Source organism: Candidatus Arsenophonus phytopathogenicus (assembly GCF_056113345.1).
In genome coordinates this window covers 293,110-318,714 of sequence record NZ_JBUIOB010000017.1, presented here as the reverse complement: position 1 = coordinate 318,714, position 25,605 = coordinate 293,110, and the positions used below count along the sequence as shown (strand labels likewise).

Annotated in this window: 36 protein-coding genes and 5 pseudogenes; 19 read left to right on the top strand and 22 right to left on the bottom strand. The window is 35.9% G+C overall.

Annotated features, from left to right (window positions below; genetic code table 11):
- The first annotated feature begins 130 nt into the window (after positions 1 to 130).
- From AC01GB_RS04965 to AC01GB_RS04910, 12 genes and pseudogenes are all read left to right on the top strand, one after another.
- Positions 131 to 466, top strand: a complete 336-nt coding sequence (locus tag AC01GB_RS04965) for a hypothetical protein (RefSeq protein WP_474450837.1) — start codon at positions 131 to 133, stop codon at positions 464 to 466.
- A 123-nt stretch (positions 467 to 589) separates the two neighbouring features.
- Entirely contained in the window at positions 590 to 1,177 is a 588-nt protein-coding gene (locus AC01GB_RS04960) for a conserved phage C-terminal domain-containing protein (protein ID WP_474450836.1), read from the top strand.
- Positions 1,168 to 1,377, top strand: coding sequence for a hypothetical protein (locus AC01GB_RS04955; RefSeq protein WP_474450835.1), 210 nt, complete (start codon positions 1,168 to 1,170; stop codon positions 1,375 to 1,377). The genes AC01GB_RS04960 and AC01GB_RS04955 overlap by 10 nt, the downstream gene beginning before the upstream one ends.
- Positions 1,367 to 1,873, top strand: a complete 507-nt coding sequence (locus tag AC01GB_RS04950) for a DUF968 domain-containing protein (RefSeq protein ID WP_474450834.1) — start codon at positions 1,367 to 1,369, stop codon at positions 1,871 to 1,873. The genes AC01GB_RS04955 and AC01GB_RS04950 overlap by 11 nt, the downstream gene beginning before the upstream one ends.
- 41 nt (positions 1,874 to 1,914) lie before the next feature.
- A complete protein-coding gene (locus tag AC01GB_RS04945; protein ID WP_474450833.1) occupies positions 1,915 to 2,127 on the top strand; it encodes a hypothetical protein in 213 nt (70 codons plus the stop codon).
- A pseudogene (locus tag AC01GB_RS04940) lies at positions 2,114 to 2,509 on the top strand (bacteriophage antitermination protein Q). The gene AC01GB_RS04945 and the pseudogene AC01GB_RS04940 overlap by 14 nt, the downstream one beginning before the upstream one ends.
- A 378-nt stretch (positions 2,510 to 2,887) precedes the next feature.
- Positions 2,888 to 3,236: pseudogene (locus tag AC01GB_RS04935) on the top strand (Rha family transcriptional regulator); the annotation flags it as partial.
- A gap of 697 nt (positions 3,237 to 3,933) precedes the next feature.
- A complete protein-coding gene (psiE, locus tag AC01GB_RS04930) occupies positions 3,934 to 4,338 on the top strand; it encodes a phosphate-starvation-inducible protein PsiE (RefSeq protein WP_474450832.1) in 405 nt (134 codons plus the stop codon).
- 199 nt (positions 4,339 to 4,537) lie between these two features.
- A pseudogene (locus AC01GB_RS04925) lies at positions 4,538 to 4,754 on the top strand (cold-shock protein).
- 229 nt (positions 4,755 to 4,983) lie between these two features.
- Positions 4,984 to 5,181 (top strand): phage holin family protein, encoded by a 198-nt coding sequence (locus AC01GB_RS04920; protein WP_474452325.1) that lies wholly within the window; start codon positions 4,984 to 4,986, stop codon positions 5,179 to 5,181.
- A complete protein-coding gene (locus AC01GB_RS04915; protein WP_474450831.1) occupies positions 5,165 to 5,542 on the top strand; it encodes a lysozyme in 378 nt (125 codons plus the stop codon). The genes AC01GB_RS04920 and AC01GB_RS04915 overlap by 17 nt, the downstream gene beginning before the upstream one ends.
- 195 nt (positions 5,543 to 5,737) lie before the next feature.
- The gene (locus tag AC01GB_RS04910; protein WP_474450830.1) at positions 5,738 to 6,097 is read left to right on the top strand and encodes a lysis system i-spanin subunit Rz; all 360 of its coding nucleotides are present in this window, start codon (positions 5,738 to 5,740) and stop codon (positions 6,095 to 6,097) included.
- A gap of 1,042 nt (positions 6,098 to 7,139) precedes the next feature.
- On the opposite strand, the gene AC01GB_RS04905 is transcribed toward AC01GB_RS04910, so the two are convergent.
- From AC01GB_RS04905 to AC01GB_RS04850, 12 genes are all read right to left on the bottom strand, one after another.
- Positions 7,140 to 7,418 carry a pyocin activator PrtN family protein gene (locus AC01GB_RS04905; protein ID WP_474450829.1) on the bottom strand — a complete coding sequence of 93 codons (279 nt, stop codon included), beginning with the start codon at positions 7,416 to 7,418 and terminating at the stop codon, positions 7,140 to 7,142.
- 177 nt (positions 7,419 to 7,595) lie between these two features.
- Positions 7,596 to 7,841 (bottom strand): hypothetical protein, encoded by a 246-nt coding sequence (locus AC01GB_RS04900; RefSeq protein ID WP_474450828.1) that lies wholly within the window; start codon positions 7,839 to 7,841, stop codon positions 7,596 to 7,598.
- A gap of 23 nt (positions 7,842 to 7,864) precedes the next feature.
- Entirely contained in the window at positions 7,865 to 8,041 is a 177-nt protein-coding gene (locus AC01GB_RS04895; RefSeq protein ID WP_474450826.1) for a hypothetical protein, read from the bottom strand.
- Between the two features lie 218 nt (positions 8,042 to 8,259).
- Positions 8,260 to 8,829, bottom strand: coding sequence for a hypothetical protein (locus AC01GB_RS04890; protein WP_474450825.1), 570 nt, complete (start codon positions 8,827 to 8,829; stop codon positions 8,260 to 8,262).
- On the bottom strand, positions 8,829 to 9,512 hold the full coding sequence (locus AC01GB_RS04885) for a Rha family transcriptional regulator (RefSeq protein WP_474450823.1): 684 nt from the start codon (positions 9,510 to 9,512) through the stop codon (positions 8,829 to 8,831). The genes AC01GB_RS04890 and AC01GB_RS04885 overlap by 1 nt, the downstream gene beginning before the upstream one ends.
- 209 nt (positions 9,513 to 9,721) lie before the next feature.
- Positions 9,722 to 9,898 carry a hypothetical protein gene (locus tag AC01GB_RS04880; protein ID WP_474450822.1) on the bottom strand — a complete coding sequence of 59 codons (177 nt, stop codon included), beginning with the start codon at positions 9,896 to 9,898 and terminating at the stop codon, positions 9,722 to 9,724.
- A 24-nt stretch (positions 9,899 to 9,922) separates the two neighbouring features.
- Complete coding sequence (locus AC01GB_RS04875; RefSeq protein ID WP_474450821.1) at positions 9,923 to 10,315, bottom strand: hypothetical protein; 393 nt, start codon at positions 10,313 to 10,315, stop codon at positions 9,923 to 9,925.
- A 237-nt stretch (positions 10,316 to 10,552) separates the two neighbouring features.
- A complete protein-coding gene (locus AC01GB_RS04870) occupies positions 10,553 to 11,221 on the bottom strand; it encodes an ATP-binding protein (RefSeq protein ID WP_474450820.1) in 669 nt (222 codons plus the stop codon).
- 2 nt (positions 11,222 to 11,223) lie between these two features.
- Positions 11,224 to 11,571, bottom strand: a complete 348-nt coding sequence (locus AC01GB_RS04865) for a hypothetical protein (RefSeq protein ID WP_474450818.1) — start codon at positions 11,569 to 11,571, stop codon at positions 11,224 to 11,226.
- A complete protein-coding gene (locus AC01GB_RS04860) occupies positions 11,568 to 11,717 on the bottom strand; it encodes a hypothetical protein (RefSeq protein ID WP_310509881.1) in 150 nt (49 codons plus the stop codon). The genes AC01GB_RS04865 and AC01GB_RS04860 overlap by 4 nt, the downstream gene beginning before the upstream one ends.
- A gap of 188 nt (positions 11,718 to 11,905) precedes the next feature.
- Positions 11,906 to 12,502 (bottom strand): phage antirepressor KilAC domain-containing protein, encoded by a 597-nt coding sequence (locus tag AC01GB_RS04855; RefSeq protein ID WP_474450817.1) that lies wholly within the window; start codon positions 12,500 to 12,502, stop codon positions 11,906 to 11,908.
- A complete protein-coding gene (locus tag AC01GB_RS04850; RefSeq protein ID WP_474450816.1) occupies positions 12,499 to 12,723 on the bottom strand; it encodes an antA/AntB antirepressor family protein in 225 nt (74 codons plus the stop codon). The genes AC01GB_RS04855 and AC01GB_RS04850 overlap by 4 nt, the downstream gene beginning before the upstream one ends.
- 85 nt (positions 12,724 to 12,808) lie before the next feature.
- Between AC01GB_RS04850 and AC01GB_RS04845 the strand changes: the two genes are divergently transcribed.
- Positions 12,809 to 13,201 carry a CCDC90 family protein gene (locus AC01GB_RS04845; RefSeq protein ID WP_474450815.1) on the top strand — a complete coding sequence of 131 codons (393 nt, stop codon included), beginning with the start codon at positions 12,809 to 12,811 and terminating at the stop codon, positions 13,199 to 13,201.
- Between the two features lie 79 nt (positions 13,202 to 13,280).
- Here the strand turns inward: AC01GB_RS04845 and AC01GB_RS04840 are convergent, their stop codons facing one another.
- The 4 genes from AC01GB_RS04840 to AC01GB_RS04825 all read right to left on the bottom strand — a co-directional run bounded on the left by AC01GB_RS04840 (position 13,281) and on the right by AC01GB_RS04825 (position 16,744).
- Positions 13,281 to 13,517 (bottom strand): hypothetical protein, encoded by a 237-nt coding sequence (locus AC01GB_RS04840; protein WP_474450814.1) that lies wholly within the window; start codon positions 13,515 to 13,517, stop codon positions 13,281 to 13,283.
- Positions 13,518 to 14,830: 1,313 nt separating this feature from the next.
- Positions 14,831 to 15,421 (bottom strand): DUF669 domain-containing protein, encoded by a 591-nt coding sequence (locus AC01GB_RS04835; protein WP_474450813.1) that lies wholly within the window; start codon positions 15,419 to 15,421, stop codon positions 14,831 to 14,833.
- Positions 15,422 to 15,515: 94 nt separating this feature from the next.
- On the bottom strand, positions 15,516 to 15,761 hold the full coding sequence (locus AC01GB_RS04830; protein ID WP_474450812.1) for a hypothetical protein: 246 nt from the start codon (positions 15,759 to 15,761) through the stop codon (positions 15,516 to 15,518).
- Between the two features lie 569 nt (positions 15,762 to 16,330).
- Positions 16,331 to 16,744, bottom strand: coding sequence for a helix-turn-helix domain-containing protein (locus AC01GB_RS04825; RefSeq protein ID WP_474450811.1), 414 nt, complete (start codon positions 16,742 to 16,744; stop codon positions 16,331 to 16,333).
- A 109-nt stretch (positions 16,745 to 16,853) separates the two neighbouring features.
- Between AC01GB_RS04825 and AC01GB_RS04820 the strand changes: the two genes are divergently transcribed.
- On the top strand, positions 16,854 to 17,108 hold the full coding sequence (locus tag AC01GB_RS04820) for a YdaS family helix-turn-helix protein (protein ID WP_474450810.1): 255 nt from the start codon (positions 16,854 to 16,856) through the stop codon (positions 17,106 to 17,108).
- A 138-nt stretch (positions 17,109 to 17,246) separates the two neighbouring features.
- On the opposite strand, the gene AC01GB_RS04815 is transcribed toward AC01GB_RS04820, so the two are convergent.
- Both AC01GB_RS04815 and AC01GB_RS04810 read right to left on the bottom strand, forming a co-directional pair.
- Positions 17,247 to 17,489 carry a hypothetical protein gene (locus tag AC01GB_RS04815; RefSeq protein WP_474450808.1) on the bottom strand — a complete coding sequence of 81 codons (243 nt, stop codon included), beginning with the start codon at positions 17,487 to 17,489 and terminating at the stop codon, positions 17,247 to 17,249.
- A 345-nt stretch (positions 17,490 to 17,834) separates the two neighbouring features.
- Positions 17,835 to 18,227: a helix-turn-helix domain-containing protein gene (locus tag AC01GB_RS04810; RefSeq protein ID WP_474450807.1), complete on the bottom strand. Its 393-nt coding sequence runs from the start codon at positions 18,225 to 18,227 to the stop codon at positions 17,835 to 17,837.
- Between the two features lie 97 nt (positions 18,228 to 18,324).
- Here AC01GB_RS04810 and AC01GB_RS04805 point away from each other — a divergent pair, with 97 nt between their 5' ends.
- From AC01GB_RS04805 to AC01GB_RS04795, 3 genes and pseudogenes are all read left to right on the top strand, one after another.
- Entirely contained in the window at positions 18,325 to 18,537 is a 213-nt protein-coding gene (locus tag AC01GB_RS04805) for a helix-turn-helix domain-containing protein (RefSeq protein WP_474450806.1), read from the top strand.
- A gap of 180 nt (positions 18,538 to 18,717) precedes the next feature.
- Positions 18,718 to 19,083: a hypothetical protein gene (locus tag AC01GB_RS04800; RefSeq protein WP_474450805.1), complete on the top strand. Its 366-nt coding sequence runs from the start codon at positions 18,718 to 18,720 to the stop codon at positions 19,081 to 19,083.
- Between the two features lie 166 nt (positions 19,084 to 19,249).
- Positions 19,250 to 19,465: pseudogene (locus AC01GB_RS04795) on the top strand (tail fiber assembly protein); the annotation flags it as partial.
- 50 nt (positions 19,466 to 19,515) lie between these two features.
- Here AC01GB_RS04795 and AC01GB_RS04790 read toward each other — a convergent pair.
- From AC01GB_RS04790 to AC01GB_RS04775, 4 genes and pseudogenes are all read right to left on the bottom strand, one after another.
- Complete coding sequence (locus AC01GB_RS04790; protein WP_474450803.1) at positions 19,516 to 20,007, bottom strand: sulfatase-like hydrolase/transferase; 492 nt, start codon at positions 20,005 to 20,007, stop codon at positions 19,516 to 19,518.
- Positions 20,008 to 20,048: 41 nt separating this feature from the next.
- Positions 20,049 to 20,441, bottom strand: a complete 393-nt coding sequence (locus tag AC01GB_RS04785; RefSeq protein WP_474450801.1) for a sulfatase-like hydrolase/transferase — start codon at positions 20,439 to 20,441, stop codon at positions 20,049 to 20,051.
- Entirely contained in the window at positions 20,398 to 21,057 is a 660-nt protein-coding gene (locus tag AC01GB_RS04780) for a hypothetical protein (protein WP_474450800.1), read from the bottom strand. The genes AC01GB_RS04785 and AC01GB_RS04780 overlap by 44 nt, the downstream gene beginning before the upstream one ends.
- Before the next feature lie 184 nt (positions 21,058 to 21,241).
- Positions 21,242 to 22,342 (bottom strand): annotated as a pseudogene (locus AC01GB_RS04775) (tyrosine-type recombinase/integrase).
- An 89-nt stretch (positions 22,343 to 22,431) separates the two neighbouring features.
- On the opposite strand from AC01GB_RS04775, the gene dusA reads away from it, so the two are divergent.
- Both dusA and dnaB read left to right on the top strand, forming a co-directional pair.
- Complete coding sequence (gene dusA, locus AC01GB_RS04770; protein ID WP_474450799.1) at positions 22,432 to 23,466, top strand: tRNA dihydrouridine(20/20a) synthase DusA; 1,035 nt, start codon at positions 22,432 to 22,434, stop codon at positions 23,464 to 23,466.
- A 716-nt stretch (positions 23,467 to 24,182) separates the two neighbouring features.
- Positions 24,183 to 25,592: a replicative DNA helicase gene (dnaB, locus tag AC01GB_RS04765; RefSeq protein WP_474452324.1), complete on the top strand. Its 1,410-nt coding sequence runs from the start codon at positions 24,183 to 24,185 to the stop codon at positions 25,590 to 25,592.
- The last annotated feature ends 13 nt before the right edge of the window (positions 25,593 to 25,605 follow it).

Below are 25,605 nucleotides of genomic sequence, written 5' to 3'. Positions count from 1 at the left end.
AATAAGTGTATTCATCCTCAGACGGCATATACCAGATCTCTATATTGATGACAATTATAATCATCACTATTGTTATGATGTCAATAATGTCATCATTGCTAACAATAAACAGTCAAAAGCGAGGTGATAAATGAGTTTATTGCTGTTAAAAACTCGGCCTCAGATTGTGATCCCTGAACTTGCCGCGCGTATTGGCCTGAATGAGTCACTAGTGTTTCAACAAGTTCAGTATTGGCTGACAGAAACGGACTCAGGCATTAAGCATGATGGTCGTCGCTGGATTTATAATACTTTCGAAAAATGGTTAGAACAATTCCCGTATTTTTCAGAGAAAACGTTAAAGAGAGCGTTCACGTCATTAAAAAAATCGGCGTCTTGTACATTGAGAAGCTTAATAAGCGTAATCACGATAGAACAAATTATTACGCCATCAATTATGACCACGAAGTACTCCATTTTGAACTAGATGAAAAACAGCCTAAAAAACCGCGGAAGCCGAGTAAAATTCGAATAGGTCAAAATGACCCGATCGAACAGGCCAAAATGACCTCATCGACAGGGTCAAATTGTCCTGATCGACAGAGTGAAAATGACCCGTTCTCTTACAGAGAGTACAACAGATATCTCTTGTCAGGTTCATGACGAACCCGACGACACAAATCCAGCCTTGCAGGTTTTAAATCATTTCAATCGAGTGACCTACTCAAGCTACCGTGAAGGGAAAACTGCCATGGGTTATATCCGCGGGCGTTTGGCGGAGGATTATATCGCTGATGATCTGATTTTAGTCACTGATTACTTGGTAGCTAAATGGTCGAAAGACCCACGGATGCGAGATTACTTACGGCCAAAAACGTTGTTTAGCCCTGAGAATTGCATTGAGTATTTTGACAAGGCCAAAAAATGGCAAGAAGCCGGACGACCCGTCTGTGTTGATGGCCGCTGGCTAAAACCCGGTGAGGTAGCGGTGAGTGTCGATACCGTTGCCTGTGATGAAGCGTTTCGACGATTGATCTGTAGTAGTTCAAAGCCTAAAAATCGACTTGAAGAAATTGCAGCCCAATTAGCTGGCAAATCAGGGATCAAGCGAATGACTGAATTTTCCGCACAGGCCGTATGGCGAGGAATTTGGGCAAAAGCGGCGGAGCAGGTCGCGAAGGAGGAAACATGTGCTTAGCTGTAAAACGAATTTATGGGCTGGAAGTGTTGCCGTTGCTATGTGTGATTCGTCGATTGTGTCGCTATTTGTTGATCCGTGAGCTGAGAGGATTTTGGCAAGATAGAGAGTTAACATTTTCCGGTTTTGAACAGAAATATCAGCTGTTGAAGTTGGTGATAAAGACCGAACAGGCAAGGGGAATATTTGATGACGAATGAGGTTAGTCCAAAAATGGGAGGGTATTGTAGCATGAGCACCGGATTTTTACTTACCACAATCCCAGTTCAGGCGCTTGGTATTGTGATGTTTAAACCGGGTAACAACCTGTTGCCATATTTCAGTGGTCGGATGTTACTTATGCCGGCGCCATCCGAATTAAGTGATGCAAAGATAGGTGAAATAGATAAACAGGTACTAAATCTACTCATTGATACTAACCCACCAGCGAGCTTAATGAAAATTCAGAAATTGAAACGCTGGGAAAATCAAAAATATCTGCAGTGGGTTAAGTCGCGTCCATATTGTGTTTGCCAGAAACCAGCGGATGATGCCCATCATATTATCGGTTATGGCTATGGTGGTATAGGCGTCAAAGCCCATGATTTATTTAGTATTCCACTATGTAGGGGACATCACAGTGAATTGCATCACGATACTAAGACATGGGAAGTAAAACATGGTAGTCCAGTTAGCGCTGCTATTTGGTTTTCTTGATGAGTCATTGGGGCTTGGAGCATTGAGTTAAGGAACAGTTTATGAGAGAGTATGATTTAAGTTATTTAAGGAACATGGTTAAGGAAGCTTTTTATTATTTTCCTGCCACAAAAGGACAATTAGAAGCATTCATGCATACTAGTGCGACGGAAACGAAATGGCATTCAAGATTAAAAAACCGTGACGTTAAATTAGAGGATCGTTCAGGTAGAGAGACACCACTGATTCACCCTTTGGCGTATCTTTTTTTGTGATCGGAGAAGAGCAATCAGACGATTAGCAGATCATCAACGCTCTTGGGTACTGTATTGCTATTGCCATGAAATGAATTTTCAACATCAAGTGAATATATGCTCTTATCTGTGGAGAAAATTTATTTATCAGACTGCAGATATAAAAATAACTAAAAAGGTCAAAGAAAGATTAAAAATATTGGTCTAGCTATGTGCTCAACAATGCGCAGAAAGTTTTGTCGATTCAGCTAATCAGAGATATAGTCAGCCTGATCTTGCTAGGTTAATGGGGATTAAGAGGGACAACTGGAAAAAGAATTATAACTATTTTTGGTTAAAGATGATTTCAATCTGTAGGATGTTGGATAGAGAAGCATTATGTCAGATGGCTAAATGTGTATAATAATATGAAAAAATAACAAAAAAATTATTTCTACATCTTGCAACAGTCAACAAAATGGGGGATATTTAAGGCTAAATTGATATCTTGCCAGAATTGTATTTAGCCTCATTTTTGAGGTTTTTTGTTATTAAAGGATGTGATGATAACGCTAGACGAGAATGATGTCATAAGTTATATTTTAAATCAGGTGCTCAACACACCATAGGCAGATACCGCGACTGAATCAAGCGGATTTTTTATATCCGAAATTTGTTATGGTCGGGTAGCGAACAGTATATACAATACCTTTTGGGAAAAACTGTTGGCCGTCCTATACGGTGTTGAAGTACCCGACCACCCTATCAACTAGGGTAAATCAACAATTATAGGAACATGAAAATGACCATTTCAAAATTGTCTATTAGCATTACTACAAATCCAAAAGTTACACTTCTGAATGGCAAAGCTATCACCACATCTCAAGATGTCGCAAACTGCTTTGGTAAATTACACAAAAATGTTATTCAAAAAATAGAATCACTAGAATGTTCGCCTGAATTTACATCAGCTAATTTTTCAGCCCATGTTCAAAAAATAGACATTGGTAATGGAGCAGCTCGTGAATCTAAAATTTACCACATGACCAAAGACGGGTTTGTGTTCTTGGTAATGGGTTTCACCGGCAAAAAAGCAGCTGCCTTCAAAGAGGCATATATTTCTGAGTTCAACCGTATAGAAGCTCAGTTACATAATTCTATTTCTGTAACTGGAACAGCTAATAAGATCCTGCTGACCTTGCTTCCTAATGGTAAAGTGGATAGTGCACGAGTTGTACATGACAATGAGTATGTTTCTTCTCTCGATACGCTATTTGAAATTGGTCTCCGATCTGGTTATGTGATTATTCACAAAGATGAGCTGATTAAAAAACTGTCGGAATAAATTAGCCATCTCATTGAAAAATCTGGATAGATAGTGCTTAGCCTCACTTGTTTAGAGTGGGGTTTTTTAATTTCTGGTTTTTTCATCGTTTTCTTCCTTGTTTGAGAGTTAGATAGAAATTCGCTTGGAAACATATAAAACAAGAGTAAAAAGATAAGGGATTTGATTTAGCTTGCAAAAGTGAGCAAAATAGGTGATATTTGAAAGGAATTTAGTATATTGGCTTATTTTATGTGAAAAGCCATGTTTTATACTAAATAATTTTATTAATTTATATATATTAATAATATTGTAAGTAGTTTGTCTTTAGTTTTCTTATGATAGTAAAGTTTAGAATTTAAAATTACGGAAATATTAAAAGGGAAATAAATTAATATGCTTAGTGTTAAAATATTATTTCATGTCGCTATAATTGTGTATAAATATTATATACTCCTTTAACAAAACTTGTTTTTAGTGGAGAAATAAGCTGGCATGATAGCTAAATTTGTATGGAGGTTTATTTGTCTGGCTTATCTCAATCAAAATTAATAGCACGTTTATTGCAATGGATAATCAGTTTTAGCTTGTTAATAATTGCAATAATATTAATTATTTTTCTAGTTAAAGAAACTATCGTCTTAGCTACATTATTATTTAAAAATTCAGAATCATTGCCGCCTTATCTTCTACTTGAAGGGATAATTACTTATTTTCTTTATTTTGAGTTTATTGCTTTAATAATCAAATACTTTCAATCAGTTTACCATTTTCCACTTCAATACTTTATTTATATAGGTATTACTGCAGTTATTAGATTAATTATCGTCGAACATAAACAACCAATAAGCGTATTGGTTTATTCAGTATCAATTTTAGTGATGATTTTAGCCTTATATATAGCCAATACTAAACGTTTAATTAAATAAATGTTGTTTAATTTTAAAAAGTATGCCTTAATGTAGTCCTGGTCTGGAATTATCTCTTATTAAAAAAATTTAAATTAATTCAGAGGGTAACAATATTATCGATACATTTCTATTCTATGGATTCCTTTTAATTTAACTACAATAATTATTCAAATCTACTTTTACTAAAACCATAAATAAACAATTATAAGGATTCATAATGTCAAATATCATTCACGGTTTAGTTAAATGGTTTGATGGTAATAGAGGATTTGGTTTTATTACCCCAAAGGATGGTAGTAAAGAAGTGTTTGTACACTATTCAGAAATCAAAGATAGTGGTTCAAGTTCTTTATGAAGGACAGGAAGTTAGTTATACGCCTTCTCAAGGCTTGAAAGGAAATACAGCAACAAATGTTGTAGTACTTAATGGTTAATAAAATTAGTAATAAAAAAGTAATAATACTAAACTTTACTCTTCTGGAGTGTGGTTTTTAGTTTTGTAATTTTTATCATTGTTTTTCATCTCTATTTCTTTTATTCGATATCGTTATTCCTGTTTTTGAAAACTAATACGTTAAGATAACTCCACCTGTTAAGCTATTGGCTTAGCGTATAACTTTTAACTTATTGTACTAAACACATGGACACACTCCTTAGGGGTGGATATGCGCGCCTGAAAAATACTCCAGCCCAATAGCCTATCTATGGAGCATCCTGATCACTATTTTAAGTTTTTTTACTCTTGAACAGTGGGTGGCTATTGTCGGTATTGTCTGCACGATAGACACTTTTTTAGTTAATTGGTATTACAAGCACAAGGAATATAAATTGAAGGAATATCATTATGGTGAAGATACCTAAAAAGATTATAGTGGCGACAGGTGGCGGAGTGATGTTACTCGCTTCTACCATGATAATGCATTTTGAAGGGCTAAGATTAGCGCCTTATTTTGATGGCGGTGGTGTGCTTTCGGTATGCTATGGCCATACGGGAAAGGATATAAAACCCAACACCATCTATAGCCAAGAAGAGTGTGAACAATGGCTTAATAGTAACTTACAGAGAGTTAAAAAACAGGTCGATCCACTGATTAAGGTCAAAATTAATAACCTAACCCAGGTCGCTATTTACTCTTTTGTTTATAACGTTGGGATCGGCAATTTTCAGCGTTCCACGTTACTCAAAAAGCTTAATATCGGTGATCTGGATGGGGCCATGTGAAGCGATGAAATGGGTTTATGTCGGCAATGAAAAGTGGCAGGGACTGATGACGCGTCGGGATATTGAATCAGCCATATGTGCAGGCAATATATGAAATTAAATACTTTGCCATTTTTTATCGCCATATTGGCTTCTACGTCGCTTGTGGTTTTATATAACTACTATGCCTAACTTAAATATCAATATAACCAGCTGGTGGATGAACTTGATAAGCAAACAGAACTCAAAAACAGCTATTTAAAAGAAGTAAAATTACTGCATCAACTGGACACTAAACGGACACAGGAACTTAATCATGCCAAAGCTGAAATCAGTAAGCTTACTGACGATCTGCACAATGGTACTAAGCGGTTGTATGTCAAAGCGGTGTGTGCAAAGGCCGACAGTATTACCGCCTCCACCTCCAGCGTGGATGATGCAAGACCCACCGAATTGGCGCTTGACGCTCGGCGAAATTATCTCCGTCTCAGACGTCAGATCGAAACCTTAGAGGCGCAGTATTTGGGATTGAGCGAGAGGGTTGAGGAGATTTATAAACAAAAACAGGAATATTAAATATGTTTAAATTTTAATTAAATCAGCTTGTTAAAATATTGGTTAGTGATGAAGAAGGACACATCAAAGGCCGTGCTGAATATGTTAACTCTGATCGTCAGTATTTACTTTGTTATAAAGCGTCTGATGGATGCGTGGTTGACAAGTGGCTTTTTGGAGATGAAATATTACCTTTAACATCAGAATCAAAATAAAAACATTCATATAAAAATTAGTAAATAAATCAATTTATTAATTAATGTCACCCACATCATTGAAGGTGACAGTTTTCGATATCGGAATTCCGATATCGTAATTAATTCAACTAGTTACATTCAATGCATAACTCAATATCTGGAATTTCTGGATAGATCAAGCGTACCACATGCGCTCAATTCATTTAAACATCGAACCCGTTATTTAGGTAATGATCCTTTGAGGTTATCAGTTTTGCTGATGTCACTTCGATGGGCTGATTTCCTATGTGGCAAAGGTTCATTATCTAAGTAAGGATGAGATCATGGCAAATTTACCTTTCAAAACTGCTTTATATCCTCTATTGCATTCGGTTACAAAACCGGCATTCCTGATGGACCTGGTATTGTAGGGCCAGGGATAAATTTTGGTCGAACTGACTATAGATGCCAAATCGTTTGTTCATATCAAAATGCAAAAATTAAAATATAGAGCAAAAAATGGAGACGCTAAAACGTGGTTAAAATGGTTTGAAATCTTAACTAATACGAATACAACATTTGATTCAAACGGATTTTTAAAAATAGCATTCTTTTTCTTTTATAGATACCATGCAACGATATCTTAATGTTCCGTTTGCTTTTATTCTTTTATCTATATTATAATAAGCCATTATTTAATAACTCTACCGTAGCAGTATATGGGGACACTAAAAATGAGGTGTCCTGATAAAGTAAAAATACACCAAAAAAACCGAAAAATGCACGATAACACAACTAACACAGAATTAACGGCATCGACAGGCAATTTTAATCACCACCGTTTTAGCGTGGCACCGAGGCTTGATTGGAACAGTTATTAATAAAAATCAATTGGTTATAAACTTTAGGGGTGCTAAATTTTGTTTATTTGATCTACTTTTTTTGGCTAGCTCACGTTGCTTATCAATCCATTCAGCAAGATCTCTTATATCTACCATTCTAGGGGCTTTTTGACTAACATTCCTATACGTGGGAAATGGTAACTCACCTAGACTAGCTTTTTTGTCTGCATAGGCAGCGGTAAGATTTAAAAACTTTTCGGCAACTATTGATATTGGTACTTGAGAACTTTCATATTCTGCCATTAATAAAAATAAAGTATTCATATTTATTCCACTTCTATTCAAAAATACAAACTATTTTCAGGTACTGCATTGCTCAACAGCTCAAATTTTTCTCGTGTTTTGTTCATCTGAGTCATTTATAACCTCTTTGCCTAGTATTTCTGATATTGCTAATTTGATTAGGTAAACTCAGGTGGGATAATGGCTATTTGCTTTAGACTATTTCTTCAAGGTATCGAAAAATACCCCCAAATAAACCATAAGAGCAGGCGCTATCATAATGCCAATAACCAATAGCTCTTGCCCGCCTAAATGAATATTGCCTAATTCACCACGTTTAAACCTGATTTGTGGGTCAATGACGGCATCAGCGTGCGCAATGTGACCAACTATCAATTCGAAGGCGAACGCGGCGCTGATAAACAATAATGTCGTGCTTAATAATTTGATGATGTTAAGTTTCATAGTCGAACCTTTGTAAAATTAGCTTACTTCTTGACGCAAATGGCTTTGGCTTTGATATCCTTGAAAGTTTCAAATTTCTGTTCAAACTGTTTAGCGGCGAATTGACACATATTGTTTGTGTCAAATTCTTGAGTATGAACACTTGAAAAGTTACTTGATGCATAAGGGCTGGCGTACATGGCCAAGATTAAAATCCACATGGTGGGCTCTCCGTTGTTAATGAGAATGGTAATGTTAATGATAACTATTTGATATTAAAAATATAAATTTTTGTAAATTTAAGGTTAATTCTTTATTTTTCTTCTATGCTTATTGCAGATGGTAATTTTTATTCTTTTCACGTTTTTTTTGTGGTCAAATTCATTTTTCCCTGGTGTTGGCCAGCTTTGAGCTGGCATTTTTTTTTGATGGTAACTTTCTAGTGAACTGTTGTAGTTGACGGCATATTTTTATCTTTTAGCATGTTTAAAAAATCATCTTGAAGCATATTCATTCTCTCACGACCTATATCAGAAAGCTTCGTTCCATTTTCAGATGAGATAGAGATGAAATCGTGATACATCATGATAGCCATTTTCAGACCTTTTTCTCTGCCATAATTTTCAATAGCTATTCGTTCAACATGGTTAGATAAAGCTATTCTTTCAGCAGAAGGATAAACAGCCATTGATGAGGCTTTGTTTACATAAATAGCGGCAATACCCACACCGCCATCTTCATTTTTAACCTCAACTGTGCCGTACTTTTCTAGTTGTTCGTTAATGAAGCAGGCAGCTACCATCCAGCGCCACATACTTACACGCTGGTCTACAGTAGGAGAAAAGTGTTCAAGTATACATCCTTCTGAAATAACGCCTATGAGTATAAATCCTGACTTTAAGTCTTTATCAAACTCGCCAGTATCAAGCATATTGATAGCATCACCGTAACTAATACATTCTTGTTTATCATTTAAAATTCCTTGTGGTTTAGGTATAAAATTAGTCATTATTTATCTTTCCATCCTGTAATAGAAAATCTACCCATTTTGGGGTGATACCATTGACTTCCGCGTTGTTCAGCTTCATCCATCATGTCATCGATCGCATGTTTAAATGACTCTTCGTGAACGATGGACATTTGGGAAACTTGACCATTAGGAATAACATGAGGAACTTTTTTATTTTCAACTTCCCATCCAATAACCAGTTGTCTACATTTTCCATCACTTAAATCATACGTTGATTTGAGATAACTATATCCTTGGTAGCCAGATGGAATAGAACCTTGCTCCATCTGCTCTATCTTTTGTTCTACAGCCATTAGGCGCTTTTCATTCAATACAGCATTAGTTGCGATGGCAGCTATCATTTCCATTTTTGAAAGATGAGGTAAATTAGGTTTTGCTTCTTCTAATTCTTTCCATCTGTCAACTAATCTGGCGGTAAATTCAGGAGATAACTGAGCAACGACAATGATACTGTCTCGCTTTTCTTGTTCGCCTTTGAAAATGTATAGCTTAGGTGTCACTCCATTAGCTGATTTAATCCCATCCTCAATTTGAGGGGAAGTAATTACCCCTCGGCTAATTAGCGTTTCGATAGTCCGTTTTACATTGTCGTGACGTTTATTAACTAGTTCCGCAACTTCTAATGAAGTCATTTGAATATTGCTATTGATTAAATTCTGCATACAGTTATCCCTCAATATTTAATTGATGAATGAATATGGATGTTTGTTAAGCGATATTGATCAGGGGGATATTGCCGGTGGTGTTGTATTAGCATGGGCAATATATCCCACTATTAATTAGAAGGCGAATGCCGCACTAATAAACAATAATGTCGTGATTAATAATTTGATGATATTAAGTTTCATAATTGAACCTCGATGAAATTAGTTTATTTCTTAACGCAAATCGCTTTGGCGTTGATATCCTTGAAAGTTTCAAATTCCTGCTCAAACTGTTTAGCGACAGTTTGGCACATATTTTCAGTGTTAAATTCCTGAGTATGGACACTTGCAAAGTTACTCGATGCATAAGGGCTGGCGTACATGGCCAGGATTAAAATCCACATGATAGTTACCTCGAATGAATATATCTAGAAAGGAATATCATCCTCCTCAAAATCTGATTGAGGGATGTTATTTTGATCATGCTGTTGCTTTCTTTTCTCTCCCCAAAACGGGGGTTGATTACTATTTGAGTTAATGTTTTTTCTTTCATCTTTATCTTTTAATGTTGAAAGAAGTTTTTTGACTGCCATAGCCTCTTTATTTTCCACTTTTTCTAAAATGGTTTGCCATGTAGTAGGGTAAAATGGCATTTTTATGTCAAGAGAATAGGTGTCTTCACCCGTTTTTTTCGTCTTTAAAATTTTCTGTAAGACTAATCCAACTTTTTTATTATTGAACTCTGGTGAAAAAGCATTACTACCTTGATAGATAACAGTTGATTGTTTTATTCCGCAGCAACCCATGATTGCATTAACCATATTGTTACCAAATGTATTTACTGAGCCATCATTTTTCTTGTAGCATATATTTAAATAATTAACTTTTTTCCCGTTATCACTTTTGCCCGAAAACTCAATAAACTCTGCACCTTCTTCACTTCTTGTTAATTTAGCCTCAGTTATCGTGATAACATAAGCGCCTGTTTCATTAATATAACCACCCTGGCATGATGATATTGCCGACTCTTCATTGTAAGTAAAAAATAATATTGTTGCTCATACTGCTTTATCCTCCACATTAACTGTTTCAATTCCATAATAATTACAGATCACCTTATCTATCTCGTTTAGGTCATTTTCTATGAGTTGAGAATCAAACATTCCCATGGGGCTTTTGCAGCAATCACTGCCATTTGGTTGAGTTGAGAAAGAGTAAGAGCCGTTTGATACATGTGTTCGCAAAACGATAGTAAAATATCCTTCTGGCACGAGCGTTGAGTCAACCAGTTTACCGATTGTTTTCATTCGTACACTGCCAAAATCATCGGTTTGAGTGTGAGATAAAATATAAACACGGCGACTATCCGAACCTTCACCGGCAGCTCTAAACACATCCCAGGCATTCTTACCAATAGAAGTAAATTTGTCATATCCTCTTTCGTTGCACTTTGCCATAAGTTCGTTAACCATCACAGCCTGATAGTCATCAATAACAATAATTTCATGCGGGGCTCTTTTTAGGACTGCTACGATTTTATCAGTTTGGTCGGTTCGATATACATTGCCATCAGGGTTATCACCAGCTCTTAATTTCCATTCTTTTGCTGGAAATGGCAGAGGTTTGTTTATGCATTGAACAATTAGCGTTTTGCTTATATCAAGATTTCTCAAGCTAGTACTTTTACCTGTCCCTGATTCTCCTAGGATTAATGTTGCTGTTCCCATATCTAATCTCCCATGTACCGGCCTTTGTCATACCCTCTATCACTAGTGTCTTCTGTAGGATTGTATTTTTGTGTTATTATTTCTGTTGTAGGTTGTAGGTTGTAGGTTGTAGGTTGTAGGTTGTAGGTTGTAGGCTGTAGGCTGTAGGCTGTAGGCTGTAGGCTGCTAATAAATTGTTGAAGCTCTTTTACTTCTTTGACATACATTTCCATCGCTTGGCGTTTTTCTTTCATCGATGGAGATAAGGGCTCTTCACCTTGTTTAATAAACTCTATTTGTTGCATTGCATAGGCAATAGCTTCCTCTTTCGACTGACATCTTCTCTCGTCAGTCAATCGTGGCATTTTCATGTGAAGTCTCCCCTGAAATCCTGCCAGCTGACAGGAACGTTTTTTTGTCCAAGCACTTCACGTTGATGTTCATATTTGTTATGTTCCTTAAGCTCATTGCTTTTTCTTTGTTCCTTGAGCAACTGAGTCAATTCAAATAAGTTCATGAATTATTCCTATCTTGCTAACAGTAAAACGAGGCTTGTCAACGCGATGATTAGCAAGGTGGGGATGATTTTTATGGAATTTTTTTTACAAAGCTGTCACTATTTAAGACGTAGCGAAGCTCCTCTGTTTAAGCTGGTTCATATTGTTATCTCTTGGTTAATTGTGAAGATTGAACAGACGAAAGTAATTAGTGTTTCAGATAAATACCCTGAATGGATTTGTCATGAGTATGTGATCCATTCCACGTCAACTTCATGGGCAGCTTGTAATCCAGATACAAATCATAGAGACGTTGAGCCCCCTTTTTGAGTAGGACAGGTTGATAACTGATGAATCTGTCAGCACCATGAGGGCTTATTTCGTTTTGTTTTTCGGTTAAATATTTATCCCGTGCATAAGAAGCAACACGCCAACGTATACCTGATTGACTTTCGTTGTAGAGCCATTTGCGCTCTGCCAGAAAATGATTTATTTGCTGACTGTTTACCCCGTTAAGCATTTTGCTAAATTGGGTAGGGGTCATACCTTCTTTGAAGAGATTTTTAAGGCAATCAACTTCCGTTGACAGGCTTTTATTTTCCAGTAATAACTTTTTTTTCTCTTCCTCAGAACGAATGACCATGAGAGCGAGTTCTTTTTTTGTCGGTAGTAATGTTTGAAGTTGAGGTTGTAAAATTCGTCGTTCACATTCAATGAAATACTGTCTTGCCTGTTTCCCTTTCTCGTTGCGTTCAACCATTGAAAGTTCTTTCGCCATATCGAGGGAAATATGGTAGTCGCTCATCGGACGTTGGCGAGATTTTGGACTCCCCGATTTTGGGGGCTCAAATTTTCTACAATTATGTAGTCCTGATTTTCAACAAATCCATATTGCTTTATTCTATCTTTTATCCATGTGGTAAAATCTTTACCGATTTTCAAAAACGCATGTAAATCAAGAGTATTCACCGTTTGGATTAATTCATCATTGATATTTTTTGTTTCGATGTTGATTAAATTTTGCATGTAGAAATTCCTCAAAGTTAATTGATGAAAGATTTTGCAGATTGCAGCCTAAACCCGTTATACTTACCCAAAAGGAGGATTCCCTATGGGTCCGGTTGCATTTGATACACTAAAATTTGTTGAAACGCTTGAAAGCGCTGGTTTACCTAAAGATCAGGCTAAAGCTATTTCTCTGGCTGTTCGTGAATCACATGAAGCGGTTGATGTAGCAACTAAAAGAGATTTAGGCGATACTCGTAAAGAAATAGATGCCAGATTTGATAAAGTTGATGCTCGCTTCGAGAAAATTGAGACTCAAATTGCAGAAGTCCGTAAAGACTTATCGGCTGAGATTGCTCAGATAGATAAGCGACTCGATTTTTCAGAAAAGCGTTTTGACAGACTGGAACAAAAATTTGACCTTCTGCAATGGTTTTTATTGGCGGGTATTCTTGGTTTACTGTTTAAAGAAATCATCCCTAAATTATGGGGCGGTTAACTTTGGTTATAGGTGTTAACTTTCCTGAGCACCTATAGTTGATTGGTTGCAGGTTCAAATTCTGCACAGCCCGCCAATTTCACGATATATTTTCATCAGCTTTCGATTCTGTTTTTTTTAGACGATCGTTTTTTTTTGTTAAGCACTGTATAATTTCTTTGAAAGTGCGTGTTTCTCTGTCGTCGTCATCATTCCATATATGAATACTGCTTAAGTATATTGAGTCGCTTAAATCACGACTGCCATTAGTTACGCCAACCAGATTTCTCATGTTGGGATGCTTTGCCGTTACAATGCGTGGACTGTCCAGTTTCATGATGTTTACTCCTTGTTGATTTCATGTCCATATTGATATTTGCTGAAGAGTGTTAGGATGTGTGCCGAGTTCCTCTCGGTGTCCGCTTACAGTCATCACGGACGGGTAAGTGCAATAAAACTATAATTAGCTATTGAAAGATAATTTATAGTGTTGACTGTCCCACGAGCGCAGAGCCGCATTCACACATCCTTAAATTGATTTGATTGCCTGATTATTTAGCTACCAGGCGGAAGTGGTTTCTATTGTACCTCTATCGAGAGAAATAGCATAAAAAAGTTCTTTCTTTGACATTATATCCTACCGATTCATTCAGACTTTGTAGGGAAATATTTATCTAAAAACTTTTGGATTGATGAAATTATGTCCTCAGCTTTACTTTCCCCAATATCAATATTTTCATTTAAATATCGAATGGCGCTAAGGTATAAAATGATTGGGATAACAAAGATGAGGAATAATAATCGGATAAAAATGTTGATGTATTTAATCATTTTGTTCACCTTAAAAAGTGCTACAGCGGGGTGCTTCTTAACTTAATTTAAATATATTCATTGCCTGCTTTTAACCACGTAAGGCAAGCTGGTTTCTCTTGTACCCCTACAGAGAAAAATAAGCTAAAATAATCTCACCCCTACAGTGATAATTAATCAAGAGGTTGGAGAACTCAGAGAAAAAATTACAGATTTACAGATGATTAATTCAGAGCTTGTTAGCCTTTATCATTCAGAGAAACAAATCACAAATCACAAATCACAATGAAGCTGAAGATGAAAATGCTAAAATCAAGATGTTTACGAGCCAGTCTGCTAATTATGAAATGCATAAGACTCCGCGGGGTCGATAGTATATCGGTCTAAGCTTTCTGCTAGTGATGAGATCGATCTTCACTATCTTTGTGCACACTGCTACCAAAATAGAGTAATATCGATACTTCAACCAACGGGAGGCAAGACTAATTATAATGAAAAGATATTTTCTACCTCTATTTGTCATAGCTGTGATTCCAATTATTTGATGGATTATCTTGGTAGTGATGATATTCATGTTCCATCATCTTCTGCGTTTTAATTCCTTGCCGTCATACACCCAGACCTTAGAATAAGGCGAAGGCGTTTTTGACAATTAATCTACCTCCGCATCCTGGACAGTAGTTCATATCGTTTTCTTTCGGACCATCATCCATCAATATAAAAAAAACCACAAGATGCTTCCCAAAAATAATCTGAGTCAATCCATGACCATTTGCATTCTTTGCGATCTTTTTCGTCATTATCAAGCATTAGCGGTTACTCCGAAATGTGATTTAGGGTTTATTCACTAAAAAACACATCATCACCAGGATATTCTGATTGATATTGTTGATGGTAGGTTACTGGGGAGTTCTTGCGTTGGTCTTTATCCTGTAGTCTGGCAAACTTTTTATCGATGATTTCAGGGGGAAATCCTTTTAATTTTTCTTCTAGTGTCTGACGAGTTTGCGCAACGAAAGGCAAGAGAATGTCGAAACTGTAAGTATCTTGTCCGTTCGTTTTTGTCTTTAGTGTTTTTTGTAGTACTAATCCAATACGCTTATTGGTAAGCTCTGGGGCTATGAGTGTATGGACATTAATCATTTTCGTTGTTAATTGACCGACATCAGCACAACCCATAATGGCGTGGATCATGTTGATACCATATTGATTTGGCGAGCCGTCTTTTTTCTTACAATAGACGTTGAGATAGTTTGCTTTCTTGCCATCATCCGCCTCAACCGAAAATTCAATCGATTCAGCGCGGCCGCTGCTGGTGACATATTTTGCTTCCTGAATCGTAACAATATAAGCGCCAGATTCCGTAATAAATCCGCTTTTACCCGCAGCCAACGCCGGTTCTGCATTGTAAGTGAATGTAATGTTATCCAAGATACTTCTCCTTTAAAACGAGATTTTCATTTTGATTCGATTGAGGGTTAGTTGAATAAAATCAATAAATTTCATGATATTTATATTGCTAGTCTTAACAGTTAGCAGTGACTCCAAAGTTTGATTTAGGTTTATTGTTAAACCGTCTAGAAGTGTACAAAGCTACTACAGGTAGACAGCAATTATCAAACGAGTCATAAACTTTAGTCGGACGAATTGATATTGCTATTTCAACACGACTCATCATTTTTCTTTTTAGTGAAAGAACAGGGCGTTTTTTGCTTGGAGTTGTTTGTTGATTCGATTGCTTAGATGGGTTTAAAGCCGCTTTCAATGCCATATTAAGCGCTTTGTTATATTTATAAGCTGCTTGCCTGGCTCTTCTACGCTCATGTCGACGACGGTATAACCATGATAGTTACACATATTACCTCCTAAATAAGTTTTAGTGGTGTGTGCCGGAGGTATCCGGTTTATATTTACAGTTATATTGGTAGTTCCCTGGTGTTGGTTTTTAACTTATCGACTGTATTTTGTACTGTTGTAGGTTGTTCGCTTTTTCAGCGTAATAGTCTTAAAGAACGGTACTGCTTAATTGTCGTAACTTGCCTTCATGTTCATACGCCTCAGGCTGGCTACTTGGCAACGTCTGGCTAGGCTTAAGATAACTCGTGGTATTGTCTTGGCGTTTTGCCTGTTGCAGTGAGTTGATGAGGTTGATTTACTACTTAAAATAGCAAACCTAAAAGTAGTAATAACGATTAAATAGGATTTATTCAAAAAATAAAGAAAGTAGTTAAGCTATTTAAGGTTAAAAGCTAGTAAGATTGGGAGTGAAGGAGGGATAATTTGTCTATTTTTAAATCTGTATTATCAATAATAAAGTTAAGTATTAAATGCTACAAAAGACTAACCTTTATTAATTTGCTCTTTTGTCCAGCGTTTTATAAATTCATCAGCTTCCATTTTCTGTTTCTTCATAGTTTCAAGCCATTCTTTACGTTCTTTTTCAGGGAACGAACTAAATATTCTCAGCATTTCAGCTTGTTCTAGTGTTAGTTTTTGAGATTCTGGCATACCAACTATTTTTGTAACTTCGCTTTCAATTCCGTAATCAAGCCATGCCGCGGACACGTCCAATAAATTAGCAATTTTTATCATTTTTTCATCACGTGGCTTAGCAGACCCAAGAGTATAACGTCGAGCCATTTCATAAGTGACACCACTGATCTGACTTAATTCTTTGATGGTTATATCTTTATGCTTCATCAATTGATTAAGTCTATCTGCGAAATCTAAGTGTTTTATATTTTTATCTACCATAGGTAGAAGTTTATTTGATAAAAGTATTTTGGTCATTTCTATTTTAAGTAGTTGATAATGTCTACTTTATATAGTATTTTTTTGTTGACTTAAAAGGAGAATCAATGAAATGGCTGATCAATATAAAAACATTACTGATAAAGCCGTTAAAGCTGTTGGATCAATGTCAATGGTTGCACGTAAGTTCAATTTAAAATCGGTTCAATCAGTAGCAAATTGGATCATAAATAATCAGGTACCAAGTAATAGAGTGATAAAACTCTGTTACTTAGGTAATTGGAAGGTTACTTCACATGAATTAAACACTGATCTTTATCCAAACCCAACAGATGTTATCCCTGCTGATAAGCGAAATACTATCTGAGTAACACCGTTCTTTAACAACCTGGCCTCCCTGAAATTGGGAGATTTTCAAATTCCCAGCCCATCGGGAGGGATAACTATTATCTGAAACTGATGGAATTAAGTGTAGGATAAGATTGCTGCAAAGACTATCAAATTGTCAGGCAACTTTTAATTTTGCCGCTTTTGTCCGTGATACTGCAAAGATTGATGTGTGAGGCAGTAAAGCTGCATTTTTATGTTTCACTGGCTTATTCTGACCATAACGCTTACGGGGCACATCACGAATGATAGTTAACTGATAGTCACTTGTTTTTGGGTGGAATTCCTTAATATGCTCGTAAGATTTGTTGGGGTTAAACCGTTTAGAACATACAGGGCATATAGCAGATGTTTTTTTCATAAAATTTTTCCTTAACAAATTAGATGAATAAATAATCGTGTTTGTAATGAAAAATGGGTTCTGCCACTTCGGTACATTGTCTCTTGAGAGATACGCCGTCCGCCTGTGGGTTAGAGTGCGCCGTTCACTTTTTTCAATCGCTGGCTATTTGCCTTTGATACACAAATAATATGCGTAAAAAGAAAATGCGTAAAACGCATTATTAAATTCAATAGAATTTTTACCATCTTTACCTCCAAAGGGTACTCTCACCGACATAAGGTGGGAGGGGAGCCAGTAGGTTTTTTTATTTAAATGTTAAAAAATGAGGAATTATAAATAGGCCATAGAGATAAAAAGATTAATTTAGGGAGCTCTGATACCACGTTTTTTTAGCATCTCATTAAAAATTATATCGTAGTGAGTTTTTCTATCTCTCATTTCTTTGATAAAACGTTTAGCTTCTTCTGGAAGGCTATCATATAGTTCAAGTAATTCGATTTGATCTTCTTTAAGATTACTATACTTTCGATTGCTTTTGTGTAGAGAATTACTAGCTTCATTACTATCTAAAAATAGATCAGCTATTTGTACTCCTAATGCTGAAGCAATTTTTAAAAGAGTATTTTCACTATATCCTTGCTTGTTTCTTTCAAGACGAGAGATATTGCCCACATCGCTATTAATAGCTGTAGCCAATTGAAGAATGGTCATACCTTTCTTTTTTCTAAGTTTTCTAATTCTAGTACCTACACTCATATAATAATTAAATATTCTTTTTGCGTTTTACACAAAGCGTCTTGCACATATTTGAAAGTTGAATTATTATGCGCATAACGCATTTAAGGAGATCTTTATGCAGACACCACTACGAAAAATTAGAATTGAAAATGAATTAACAATTGTTCAAGTTGTAACCGCTATAAATTGTGATGCAGGAAACTTGAGTCGATTAGAAAGGGGAACTCAATCTGCGTCTTTAGAATTAGCTGAGAAACTCTCACGATTCTATGAAGGAAAGATAAGCGAAATACAAATTCTTTACCCACAAAGATTTATAAAAAATTAAATTCATAACCATAATCACCGAACGATGCGGTATACCATCGGACGACCGGATAGCACTCTGCTAAATGGCTGAAGCGGAAAAACCCACTTAATCACTCACAATCTCACTCTATCTATTATTTTTTCACAAACCTCATAGGAATATCGAGGTAGGGAATTTTATTACTTAAGGATTATAATCATGGAATATTCAAATACTATCAAAATCACCTACAAACCTGAGCATTTGAAATCTTACTTCTACCAGAAGATGGCATCAGAAGGCGGTAATAACGGGTTTGCCAAATCACTAGGGATACACCCTTCAACAGCGAGTCGGGATAAAACCAGAATATTTAAACTAGCTTGTCAGGTGGTCTCAGAATACGGCTTGCCTAGGCATGTGATAAATGTGCCTGATTCGCAGTCTCAGGAGGTTGTTATTACAAATATATCAGGCGAAGAGATACGCAAGCTGATAGACATGTTGGAGCATTTGAGATTGCCAAAAAAAGAAGCTCCAAAGTTAAAAAACAATGAAGCTTGCAAATATCATATCGAACTTTGAGTTTAATTATGCATTTCAAGAAGAAGGGAAACGCCGAATTTCCCCTTTTTCTTTCAATTTCAGCGAGGCCATTATGCCAGAAAAGCGCCGGTTTATCAATAAAAAGCATGAAGAAAGGTTATACATCAATGGTAAAATTGAACGTTATCAATTAACAAAAAAATAATTAATTCAACAATCTGAGCAAAATAAATCATTATTAATGAATAACGCAAACATGGAGATTATCCCTTTGCAGGATGCGATTGATTTAGATATGGCGACTGAAGAGGAAAAGGTGAAACTTAAAGAATGGAAAAAGTATCGTGTGCAACTTAATCGTATAGACACATCGGCTGCACCAGATATTGAATGGCCTAAAAAATCCAGTGTTATAAAATAATTGGATTTTATATGAAACCTGTCACAAAAGGCGGGTTAATTTTGTTATCCTTATTCAGAGATTTCTACGTACAGCATTGGCTTTTCATTAGCATTTAATATTCTGTCATACTCTCTTTCTTTTTTAAGAATATTTTTATCAATTTCATAACCAAGAAGTTCTGATAAAATATACTTATTCATCAATCCACTAAGATATCCATTTTTATTACGAAAAGATTCGATAAACTGACAATCGTAGATAGGGTTAGTAGATTTATACATAAAAGGAATTAAATATTGTTCTTTGCCTTTTAATGATCCATGACCAACATTTACTTTCTCACCGTGATCCGATGTATAAATTAAATTATAATCAATATTCTTTTCGTTAAGAACATTGATTATATTATTAACGACTCGGTCAGTATAATGAATAGTTAAATCATATTTTTCGGCTTTTGGTAACGCTTTTTTATCAATTTCATCATAGTTATTATATGGCATATGATTACCATAGAGATGAATAACGATAAATCGCTTTGGAGCACTGTCTGATAGCACTTTTGCTAAATTGCCAGGTAATTGATTATCTTTATAATTAGTTAACTTGATATAATGGCATTTCCAGCAATAAAACCATATTTAGAGCTATAAATACCTTGTAGTTCTTGAGAACCTAACCAATAAGTTTTGTATCCATTAGCTCTAGCCATTTCGATAATGGACTTATTTTCTGACAAGTTTTTAGCACTTTCGGGCGTATGGAATGCTAAAGTCATAGGAATTGAATCTCTAGTTACTGGAGCGCTAGAATGTGCATTATTAATTATGCAACTGTTCTCTGTAGAAAATATTTTTTTCATATGTGGTGTTGTATTTAAATGATAACCGTACGCGCTGTAACGTGAAAATAAAGAAGACTCACCCATGATTAGTATTATATTTTTATTATTATTTTCTTCTCTTAGAAATAATTGAATAATTAAATTTCTCAATTTCTGCGGTATTTAAATACTTATCATCATTTGCTGATATTATCAAATAAACAACATCACCAAATACCAAAGGTATTTTATGTTGAAAAAAAACGCCAAGTTCTAATTTATCTATTTTAATATGAGAAATTAACCTTTGATCATTTTTTATATCTAAAGCAATCAGGATAATAGAAATTATTGTAGAGAATAATATCGAGTACAAAAATAGAGATGTGTTTTTTACATTTTTCTTGATGTTATGGATGAAATAAAATGAAGTAGCAGTGATGATAAATGAAGGTAAAATCAACTTCAAAAATAAAGCACTGATCATAGAGAGCGTTTCATGAGTATTTGTTTCAAGAATTGAACGTAGGACAGCAGTTGTTACATTTCCATTAGAGTATAACGCATATACAATTTTAAAATTTATTAAAAATAGAAGAAATAACCCTATGAGCTTTTTTATTTTGTTATTACTAATAATTAATACAAAGGTTATTAAGAGGATAGTAAAAGTAGATACATGTGGGACTCTGGAATCTTCTTCAAAAACAAAAATATTCAAAGGTATCGATACTAAAAATATTAATAAAAAAATTATATAGTTAAGATTATTTTTTATCTTTTTCATATATTTCAATCTTTATAATAACAAAACAGCCCTATCACAGGGGCATCATATTAGCAGCGTTGGAGGAAGTTGTTAACTATTAGTTGTTGGTTGCGGGTAGAGGGTTATGTGTAAGATTGCGGTTTTGTTCTTAGCGTTATGGCAAAGATAGGACAGTGATAAGAAAGAAATTAACGTTACTCACTTACATTATTTTTCTTCTTTTTTTATTTACTAGCATATTGTATTTTTCATGTAAAGATTTGGGATAAAGTTCGGTATAAACTTGCCATAAAACGCTAAGAGATCTGTGTCCTGTAACCTGAGCGACTTCTTCAATACTAAAGCCAGCTTCAAATAATCGACTTGCTCCTTCTCTTCGTAGATCATGATAACGTAGATCTTTAATACCTAATACATTTCTAACTTTTTGAAATCCGGCTGTTACTGAACGTGAGTTATATGGAAAGATGCGCTCAGCTGTTTTTGGTTGTTTTTGTAAAATATTCCATGCTTCGCCAAGCAACGGAACAATCATATGATTTCCCGATTTTTTTCGAGGATCTTTTCTATCACGAACAACAACTGAACGACTTTCTTCATCAACATCAGTCCACAATATTTTACATATCTCTCCAATTCTCATACAAGATAATATCAAAAAATCAAGGAGATCTACAAAAGGTATTTTACTTTCTCGTTGCTCGCTTCTCTTTTGCAATCAAACTTTCAGTTTATTCAATTCATATTCTACAGGTCGCCTAGTGCATCGTTTAGATTTACTACCTATTAATCCCATTTGCAGTAATAATGGTTTTGCTTCATAAGCAGGATTTGAAGAGTAATCTATTCCATAAATCGGCTTAGCTGATTTCAAAACCGACGCAATATAGCTAATATCATGATTGGCTGTTGAAGGAGAAGCGCCTGTAGCGTTTCTATGTCTACAATGATCAATAAGATTGGTGGACAGTTCGTTAAGGGATAATCTTGAAATATCTGAGTCTAAAAGCATATTAAGTACATATCTTTTAGTATGTCCAGCCACTCCACCAAGATTTTTGTCATTCATATATTTGAATATAAGTTCACCAAAAGTTAAAGTTTTTATACTATTCGGATTTGGGGCACCATTTTGTTCTAGCTCAAGGACTCTTTTAGTGCCCCACGTTTTTGCATGTGCGTGTTTAGCAAAAATCCTATTTTCTCTAAAGATATATTTCCCTTTTTCTTTTATCCCAACTGTACATCTGTAGCGATAGGTGCCATCTGAACATTGACGTTTTTCTATGGTATAATGAGCCATCATGATTTACTTTATTTTTATGGCACCCCAAATTCCTGGGGGACTAAATGGGTTGCTAATAAAGAAAAAATACACCAAAAAACCGAAAAATGCACGATAACACAACTAATGCAGAATTAACGCCGGGCAACGAATTAATGGCATCGACAGGCAATTTTAATCACCACCGTTTTAGCGTGGCACCGATGCTTGATTGGACAGATCGCCATTGCCGTTATTTTCACCGTTTATTGACTAAAGAAGCGTTACTTTATACAGAAATGGTGACAACTGGTGCGCTTATTTATGGTAAAGGTGATTATCTGGCTTGTAGTGAAGAGGAACATCCAGTTGCTTTGCAGTTGGGTGGTAATGAGCCTGCGGCCTTGGCCGATTGTGCAAAAATGGCTCAGCAAAGTGGTTATGATGAGGTTAATTTAAATATTGGCTGTCCTTCAGATCGGGTCCAAAATGGCCGTTTTGGTGTATGTTTGATGCGTGAAGGTGCACTAGTAGCGGATTGTATAAAAGCAATGCAGGATGCTACTACGATCCCGATAACAGTAAAAACCCGTATTGGCGTTGATGATGACGATAGTTATGCTTTTTTAACCGATTTTATTGATAAAATTGTGGCAGAGAGTCAATGTGGTTTATTTATCATTCATGCTCGTAAAGCTTGGCTATCGGGGTTAAGTCCAAAACAGAATAGGGAAATACCACCTTTAGACTATTCACGCGTTTATCAATTGAAAAAAGATTTTCCTCAGTTAACCATTGTGGTTAATGGAGGTATCAAAAGCATTAATCAGGCTAAACAGCATTTACACCATCTTGATGGTGTTATGATAGCGCGAGAAGCTTATCAAAATCCTGCATTATTAACTCAGGTTGATGTTGAATTTTTTGACCAAAGTAACCTAGTTATTGATCCGATTGTCGCAGTACAAGCAATGTATCCTTATATTGAGCGAGAGTTGAAACAGGGAACTTATTTAGGTCATATTACTCGTCATATGTTGGGAATATTTCAAGCTATTCCGGGCGCTCGCCAGTGGCGCCGTCATTTGAGTGAAAATGCCCATAAAAAAGGCGCCGATGTAACCGTGGTTAAGCAAGCACTTGAGTTTATTACCGGTAAATAATTGACTAACCCAGGTATTTTATCTATGCAATACCTGGGGCGCGTTTAATTAAAGAGAACTAAAAGCGCGATCAAAATTAGCGAATAAATAGAGCATTTGACTAATAAAAGCGACTTTTATTTTATTTTTTTGTTCGCATTTTATGTCCCCGTTTTGGCCAATTTTTTCCAGACTGTTTTGCATCAATTGTACAGTATGACTAATTGATTGCTGAAAATCGGCTAATTCCTAATTTTTATCAAATTGTGTCAGAAGAGTGTTAAATTTATGATTGGCATAATGAAAAATAGTTTGAAATTCATCATTAGAAAAGCGGTTTTCGCCATAAACATGATTAATAAATGTATTGATCTCTTGATAACTATTCATAGCAATTAAACTCCGTTTAATTAAAAGGTTTCCTTATTAAAGAATTAATAAACTATATAAATATTCGCGAATAAAACAATCTGAAAGTGCAGTTGGTTAATGGTTATGTTTAACTAGTCGCTTATTAGCAATGATTGCAATATTTTTCGGAAAGTTCAGATTTATTGCCAATATTTTGCTATGATTTGATTGAGGAACATTGCAACATTTTCAGATTTTCTGTAAAAGATAACAGTGAAGAATCGTTGAGGTTTTATCTCACATTAAATGATCAAATTGTCACGAAATAGCAGTAAATAGCATATACTAATGAGCGACTCTATTGATTAATGGGTAAAGAAAGTGCTATGGCGAAGAAGTATTCCGCAGAAACCGTATTTATTGGTCAGAAAGATCGTCAAATAGATGGGCTAAAAATGCCACCTCACTCCTTAGAAGCTGAGCAATCGGTACTGGGTGGATTAATGTTGGATAACGAGCGTTGGGATCATGTCTCAGAACGCGTGACCAACGCAGATTTTTTTAGCCGACCACACCGCACAATTTTTGCTGAAATGCAACGTCTGCTTGAACAGAGTAGACCAATTGATTTAATTACTTTATCTGAATCGTTAGAGCAGCAAGGCGAATTGGATAGCGTCGGTGGTTTTGCCTATTTAGCAGAATTAGCCAAAAATACCCCAAGTGCTGCCAACATTAACGCTTATGCAGATATTGTGCGCGAACGTGCTGTTGTTCGTGACATGATTGCGGTGGCAAATGAGATTGCTGATGCGGGTTATGATCCTCAAGGTCGCAGCAGCGAAGAGTTACTGGATTTAGCTGAATCACGTGTTTTTCAAATTGCAGAAACTCGTGCTAATAAAGATGACGGTCCGAAAGGGATTGAAGAGATCCTGTCTGATACGGTGGAAAAAATTGAACAGTTATATCAGAAGCCTCATGATGGCGTAACCGGTGTCTCTACCGGTTACCAGGATCTGGATCGAAAAACGGCAGGATTACAAAACTCTGATCTGATTATCGTAGCAGCTCGTCCTTCTATGGGTAAAACCACTTTTGCGATGAATTTATGTGAACATGCGGCCATGATAGAAGAAAAACCGGTTTTGATTTTTAGTTTGGAAATGCCGGCTAATCAAATCATGATGCGTATGTTAGCTTCTTTATCGCGTGTTGATCAAACTCGTATTCGAACTGGCCAACTTGATGACGAAGATTGGGCGCGTATTTCCAGTACCATGGGGTTGTTGATGGAAAAACGCAATATGTATATTGATGACTCTGCTGGGTTAACGCCGACAGAAGTTCGTTCACGTGCTCGCCGGGTTTACCGTGAACATGGTGGTTTAAGTCTAATTATGATCGATTATCTTCAGCTTATGCGAGTTCCTTTCCTGTCTGATAATCGTACACTTGAGATTGCCGAAATTTCCCGTTCGCTTAAATCATTGGCAAAAGAGTTACAAGTGCCTGTGATCGCATTGTCACAACTTAATCGTAGCCTGGAACAACGAGCGGATAAAAAACCGGTCAATTCAGATTTACGGGAATCCGGCTCCATCGAGCAGGATGCCGATTTAATTATGTTTATTTATCGAGATGAGGTTTATAACGATAATTCAGATCTTAAAGGGGTAGCAGAAATTATTATCGGTAAGCAGCGTAATGGCCCGATTGGAACAGTACGTCTGACTTTCAATGGACAATGGTCACGTTTTGATAACTATGCTGGGCCAATCTACCACGACGAATAATCTATCTATTTAA